The organism is Aeromicrobium sp., from assembly GCF_025965075.1.
Taxonomy (GTDB): domain Bacteria; phylum Actinomycetota; class Actinomycetes; order Propionibacteriales; family Nocardioidaceae; genus Aeromicrobium.
The window spans coordinates 1-6,033 of the sequence record NZ_JAOPXQ010000222.1; the positions used below are offsets into that span (position 1 = coordinate 1).

The following is a 6,033-nucleotide window of genomic DNA, read 5'->3' on the forward strand; positions in this document are numbered from 1 at the left end:
AGCGGGGCCACAGGCGCAGGCCGCGGCGCTGCGCCTCGACGATCTCCGGGTTGTCCTCGCGGACCGCGGTCGACGCGATGACCGTGTCGACGCCGTCGAGGTGCGGGGCGGCGTGACCGACGTGGCATGTGATGCCCTCGGAGCGGAGCGCCTGCAGCACCGTGCTGTCCTTGGCGTCGCTGCCGCTGACGACGACCCCCTGCTGCGCCATGAGCCGGGCGATCGCCGAGAGGCCGGCACCGCCGATGCCGATCAGGTGGACAGCGCCGAGCGCGTCGACCGACGGGATGTCGGCCGGGACGGGGATCCTCATGCGTTCGCGGCCTTCTGGATCATGTCGGCCAGGCGCTCGTCGGCGTCGCGCGGGACGATCCCGGAGGCGGCCCGGGACATGGCCGCGAGCCGGCCGGTGTGGGAGGCGAGCGGGATGATGACGTTGTCGATCCATGCCGGCGTCAGCGCCGCGTCGTCGATCAGCAGCGCCCCGCCGGCCTGCACGACCGGGTGGGCGTTGAGGGCCTGCTCGCCGTTGCCGATGGGCAGCGGCACGAAGGCGGCGGGCAGACCGATGGCAGCCACCTCGGTGACGGTGTTGGCACCCGAGCGGCAGACGACGAGGTCGGCGGCGGCATAGGCCAGGTCGATGCGGTCGACGAACGCCTTGACGATGTAGGGCGGGTCACCCTCGCGGCGCTCGACCTCGACCTCCTCGACCCGGCCCGCGACGTGGAGCACCTGGATCCCGGCCTCGGCGAGGTCCCGTGCGGCGGCCGCGACGGAGTGGTTGATCCGGCGCGCGCCCTGCGATCCCCCCGTGACCAGCAGTGTCGGCAGGTCGGGATCGAGGCCGAAGAACGCCCGCCCCTCCGCCCGGAGCGCCGCCCGGTCGAGGCGGGAGATCTCGCGGCGGATCGGCAGCCCGATGTAGTGGGCGTGGCGAAGGTCGGTCTCGGGGAAGCTCGTCGCGACGTGCTCGGTGAAGCGGGCACCCAGCTTGTTGGCGATGCCGGGGATCGCATTGCCCTCGTGCACGACCAAGGGGATGTGGCGTCGCCGGGCGACGAGGTAGGCGGGCACCGAGACGTACCCGCCGAAGCCGACGATGACGTCCGGACGGACCCGGTCGACCACCTCGGCGGTGGCCTTGACCGCGGCCCGCAGCCGACTGGGCACCTGCACCATCGCCTTGCCGGGCCGGCGGGGCAGCGGGACCGGCGGCACGAGCTCGAGGCGGTAGCCGGCCTGCGGGATCAGCGTGACCTCGAGACCCCGGGGGGTGCCGAGGCACGTGATGTCGGCACCGGCGTCACGCAGGACGGCCGCCGTGGCCAGCAGCGGTGACGTGTGACCGGCGGTCCCTCCGCCGGCGAGCAGCACGCGCACTTCGTCATCTCCTCCGTGGGGCGCCGGCGAGTCCCGAACCGCTCCGCTTGCGGTTGGCGCGACCGGCGGCGAGGGCCCGCTGGGCCCCGGGTTCGGTCTTGGCACAGTTAACCAGAACGCCCATTGCGACCAACGTCACGAGCAGGCTGGACCCACCGTAGGAGATCAGCGGCAGCGGGATGCCGATGACGGGCAGGAGGCCCAGCACCATGCCGATGTTGATGACGGCCTGGACCAGGATCCAGATCGTGATGCCCGCGGCGACGTAGCGCACGAACGGCTCCCGGGTGCGGGTCGCGATGCGGATGCCGGCGAAGCCGACCAGGACGAACAGCAGCAGGATGACCAGGGTGCCCAGGAGGCCGAGCTCCTCGCCGATCACCGCGAGGATGAAGTCGGTGTGCGCCTCGGGCAGGGAGCCCCACTTCTGCCGGCTGCCGCCGAGCCCGACGCCCCAGAAGCCGCCTCGGGCCAGCGCCATCATGCCGTGGATGGCCTGGAAGCCGGTCGAGTCGGGATCGGCCTGCGGATTGGTGAAGTTGAGCAGCCGCTCCACGCGGTGGGGGGAGTTGACGACCGCCGCGAGCAGGCCGACGAACAGGGCGGCGAGGATGCCGCCCATCTGCTTGGTCGGCAGGCCGGCGACCCACAGCATCCCGACGATCAGGGCGAAGATGACCAGGGCCGTGCCGAGGTCGTGCTGCGCGACGACCAGCAGCGCGACCAGTCCCGTGACGGGGACCATGGGGGTCAGGACGTAGCGGGGGGTGTCGAGATACTTCTGTCGGCGGGCGTAGAGGTCGCCGATCCACAGCACGAGGGCGAGCTTGGCGAACTCCGACGGCTGCAGCTGGAAGCCGGCCACGAGCGGCAGCCAGTTGCGATTGCCGTTGACCGTGATGCCGACGCCAGGGATGAACGTCGCGGCGATCAGGCCGATCGAGATCCACAGGAACGGCCGGATGAACCGGCGCATCAGCGGCAGCGGCATGCGGGCCGCCACGACGGCCCCGATGACGCCGAGGACCGCGAAGATGAGCTGGCGCAGGACGATCGCGAACGAGCTGCCGTAGTTGGTCAGGGCGTAGACCGAGCTGGCGCTGAGCACCATGATCAGCCCGATGCCGAGCAGCAGCGCGGTCGTGCCGGTGATGATCTGGTAGGACGCGAGCGGCCGCTCGAGGACCCGGCGGGCCGCCTCGATGATCGCCGGGGAACGACGGCCGGCCGTCGTCATCGGCGACTCCTCCGCGTCGTCATGGTCGTCCTCTGCTCGGGGTCCGCAGTCCTGGGATGGTGGTCAGGACCGGTCGCGCAACCGGTGCACCGCGGCGGCGAAGCTGTCGCCCCGGGCGGCGTAGTTGCGGAACTGGTCCATGGAGGCACAGCCGGGGGCCAGGAGCACCGTGTCACCCTGCTGGGCGAGCGATGCGGCGACCTCGACGACGCGATCCATGGGATCAGTCTCCCCGGTGTCGACGACGACGACGGGGACATCAGGTGCGTGTCGGGCGAGGGCCTCGGCGATCAGCGCGCGGTCCGTGCCGATCAGCACGACCGCCCGCAGGCGGTCCCGGGTCGCGAGCACGAGATCGTCGAAGCTGGCGCCCTTGGCCAGTCCCCCGGCGACCCAGACGACGGAGTCGAAGCTCTGCAACGAGGCCCGGGCGGCGTGGGCGTTGGTTGCCTTGGAGTCGTCGACCCAGCGGACGCCGTCGGTCACGGCGACCTCCGCGATGCGGTGCGCGTCGGGACGGAACCCGCGCAGGCCGTCGCGGACCGCGCGCGGCGACACGCCGTGGGCCCGGGCCAGCGCGGCGGCGGCGAGGGCGTTGGCGACCATGTGGGGCGCCGGCGCGTCGCCCAGGTCGTGGATGCTGCCGAGCTCGGCCGCGTTGGAGATGCGCCCGGCGATGAACGCCCGGTCGGCGATCGCGTCGTCGACCAGGCCGATCATGCCGGGGGCCGGGATGCCGAGGGTGAAGCCGATCGCCCGGCACCCCTCGACGACCTCGGCCTCCTCGACCATGTGCTCGGTCGCGGGGTCCTCGACGTTGTAGACGCACGCGAGCCGGGTGCGGTCGTAGATCCGCGCCTTGTCGGCGGTGTAGGCGTCGAAGCCGCCGTGCCAGTCGATGTGGTCGGGCGCGAGGTTGAGCACGACGCTGGCCTCGGCGGAGATCGACTGGCTCCAGTGCAGCTGATAGCTCGACAGCTCGACAGCGAGCACGTCGAACGGCTCGGGGTTCATGACGGCCTCGAGGACCGGCGTGCCGACGTTGCCGACGGCCAGGGCGTTGAGTCCCTCCGCCCGCAGGATCGACTCGACCATCTGGACCGTCGAGGTCTTGCCGTTGGTGCCGGTGACCGCAAGCCACGGCGCCGGGGTGTCCCCGCGCAGGCGCCACGCCAGCTCGACCTCTCCCCACACCGGGATCGCGCGGGCGGCGGCCTCGGCGAGCAGAGGGGTCGTGGGCGCCCAGCCGGGCGATGTCACGAACAGGTCGATGCCGTCGGGGAAAACCGCAGTGGACCCCGGGCCCAGGCGGACCTCAACACCCAGCATCTCCAGCAGGGTCGCCTTCTCCCGGAGCGCGTCGTCGTCGCCGTCCTCGAGGACCACGACGTCGGCGCCGAGGTGCTGCAGGGTGTCGGCCGCGGCGAACCCGCTGACCCCGAGCCCGCCGACCGCTGCGCGTACGCCCTCCCAGGACGACTCCCTGCCCAGCGTCGTCATGTCTCGTGCGGTCATGCGCCGGTGACCCACTCGCTGTAGAAGATGCCGAGGCCCGTCGCGACGCACAGCCCGCTGATGATCCAGAACCGGACGACGATCGTGATCTCGGCCCAGCCGAGCAGCTCGAAGTGGTGCTGCAGGGGCGCCATCCGGAAGATCCGCTTGCCGCCGGAGAGCTTGAACCAGCCGACCTGCAGGATGACCGACATCGTGATCGCGACGAACAGGCCACCGATCACGACGAGCAGCAGCTCGGTGCGGGTCATCAGGGCGAACCCGGCCATGGCCCCGCCGAGGGACAGCGAGCCCGTGTCGCCCATGAAGATCTTGGCCGGCGACGCGTTCCACCACAGGAACCCGAAGCACGCGCCGGTCAGGGCGGAGGCCACCACCGCCAGGTCGAGCGGATCCCGCACCTCGTAGCACTTGATGCCGGGGTTGGACGAGCAGTTCTGGTTGCTCTGCCAGATGTTGATGAAGACGAAGGCGCCGAAGACCATCATCGACGCGCCGGTCGCGAGGCCGTCGAGCCCGTCGGTCAGGTTGACGCCGTTGCTGGCGCCGGCGACGAGGACCAGGACCCAGATGACCAGCAGCACGGTGGGCAGCTTCCACCCCGCGATGTCACGGGTGAACGAGATGCCGTGGGTGATGGGCGTACGTCCGGTGTCGTCCTCCCAGCCGATCGCGAGCACCGCGAAGATCAGGCCGATGACGGTCTGGCCGATCAGCTTGGCCTTGCTGCGCAGCCCCAGGTTGCGCTGCTTGGCGACCTTGATGAAGTCGTCGAGGAAGCCGATCGCCCCCAGGCCCACGAACAGGAACAGCAGCAGCAGCGCCGAGGCGCTGGGCGCCCAGCCGGGCTCGAAGCCCGTCGAGATGCCGGTGACGAGCTTGGCCGAGAAGTAGCCGATGACGACGGCGACGATGATGACCAGGCCGCCCATCGTCGGGGTGCCGCGCTTGGTGTGGTGCGAGGTGGGACCGTCGTCGCGGATCAGCTGGCCGTAGCCCTGCTTGACCAGCACCGAGATCGCGAACCGGGTGCCGATCAGGGTCACCAGCAACGAGAGCGCTCCTGCGATCAGGATGGCCTTCATCGCGTGGTGGTTCCTTTCGAGGAGGGGCCCCGGCGTGCTTCGTCGAGGAGGCGGTCAGGGCTGGATGAGTGCCTGCGCGACGCGCTCCAGCCGAGCACCCCTCGATGCTTTCACAAGTACGACCTCGTCCCCCGACAGGCTCGCGGAGAGTGTGCGGGTCGCCACATCGACGTCGGGCACCAGCTCGGCGACCTGCCCTGCGCCGGCGGCGATCTGGCTCGCCGCCTCGCCGACCACGATCACGCGGACGAAGCCCAGCTCGGCCGCGAGCCGCCCGATGCGGTGGTGCGCGGCGTCGCTCTCCTCGCCCAGCTCGAGCATCGGGCCCAGCACGGCCACGCCCCGTCCGCGGCTGATCGCCGCGACCGCGCGCAGCGAGGCGGCCATCGACTCGGGATTGGCGTTGTAGGCGTCGTTGACCACGACCAGGCCGTCGTCGCGCACGTGCCGCTCCATGCGCATCGGCGACACCGCGACGTCGGCCGTGGCCAGCCGGGCGGCGATCGTGTCGAGCCCGATGCCCAGCGACAGCGCTGCGGCGGCCGCGGCGGCGGCGTTCATCGCGTGGTACCCGCCGATGAGCGGGACGTGCGCCGCGACCGAGCGTCCCCGGTGGCTCAGCGTGAAGTGCGGCGAGCCGTCCGCGTCGAGGCGGACGTCGCCGACCCGCACGTCGCCCGCGGCACCGAAGGTCGTCACCGCGGCCTCGGTGCGCGAGGCCATCGCGGCGACCCGCGGATCGTCCGCGTTGAGCACCACGACACCGTCGCCGCCGGTCGCCTCGGCGAGCTCGCCCTTCGCGACCGCGATGTT

General features: G+C 71.5%; 6 protein-coding genes. All 6 read right to left on the minus strand.

The window, feature by feature from the left end; translation table 11 throughout:
• A partial coding sequence (locus JWQ91_RS13250) for a Mur ligase domain-containing protein (protein ID WP_297784906.1) occupies window positions 1–313 on the minus strand: 313 nt, incomplete at its 3' end.
• Window positions 310–1,383 carry an undecaprenyldiphospho-muramoylpentapeptide beta-N-acetylglucosaminyltransferase gene (murG, locus tag JWQ91_RS13255; protein WP_297784909.1) on the minus strand — a complete coding sequence of 358 codons (1,074 nt, stop codon included), beginning with the start codon at window positions 1,381–1,383 and terminating at the stop codon, window positions 310–312. The genes murG and JWQ91_RS13250, both read right to left, overlap by 4 nt.
• A 4-nt stretch (window positions 1,384–1,387) precedes the next feature.
• Window positions 1,388–2,620, minus strand: coding sequence for a putative lipid II flippase FtsW (gene ftsW / locus JWQ91_RS13260; RefSeq protein ID WP_297784912.1), 1,233 nt, complete (start codon window positions 2,618–2,620; stop codon window positions 1,388–1,390).
• A 63-nt stretch (window positions 2,621–2,683) separates the two neighbouring features.
• Window positions 2,684–4,135 (minus strand): UDP-N-acetylmuramoyl-L-alanine--D-glutamate ligase, encoded by a 1,452-nt coding sequence (murD, locus tag JWQ91_RS13265; protein WP_297784915.1) that lies wholly within the window; start codon window positions 4,133–4,135, stop codon window positions 2,684–2,686.
• Window positions 4,132–5,220, minus strand: coding sequence for a phospho-N-acetylmuramoyl-pentapeptide-transferase (gene mraY, locus JWQ91_RS13270; RefSeq protein ID WP_297784918.1), 1,089 nt, complete (start codon window positions 5,218–5,220; stop codon window positions 4,132–4,134). Before mraY ends, murD begins: the two co-directional genes overlap by 4 nt.
• Before the next feature lie 54 nt (window positions 5,221–5,274).
• Window positions 5,275–6,033, minus strand: a 759-nt coding sequence (locus tag JWQ91_RS13275) for a cyanophycin synthetase (RefSeq protein WP_297784921.1), incomplete at its 5' end; no start/stop codon positions are given.

Coding starts and splice junctions, on each gene's coding strand:
- mraY (WP_297784918.1), bottom strand. CDS start 5,220: ATGAAGGCCATCCTGATCGCAGGAGCGCTCTCGTTGCTGGTGACCCTG.
- ftsW (WP_297784912.1), bottom strand. CDS start 2,620: ATGACGACGGCCGGCCGTCGTTCCCCGGCGATCATCGAGGCGGCCCGC.
- murD (WP_297784915.1), bottom strand. CDS start 4,135: ATGACCGCACGAGACATGACGACGCTGGGCAGGGAGTCGTCCTGGGAG.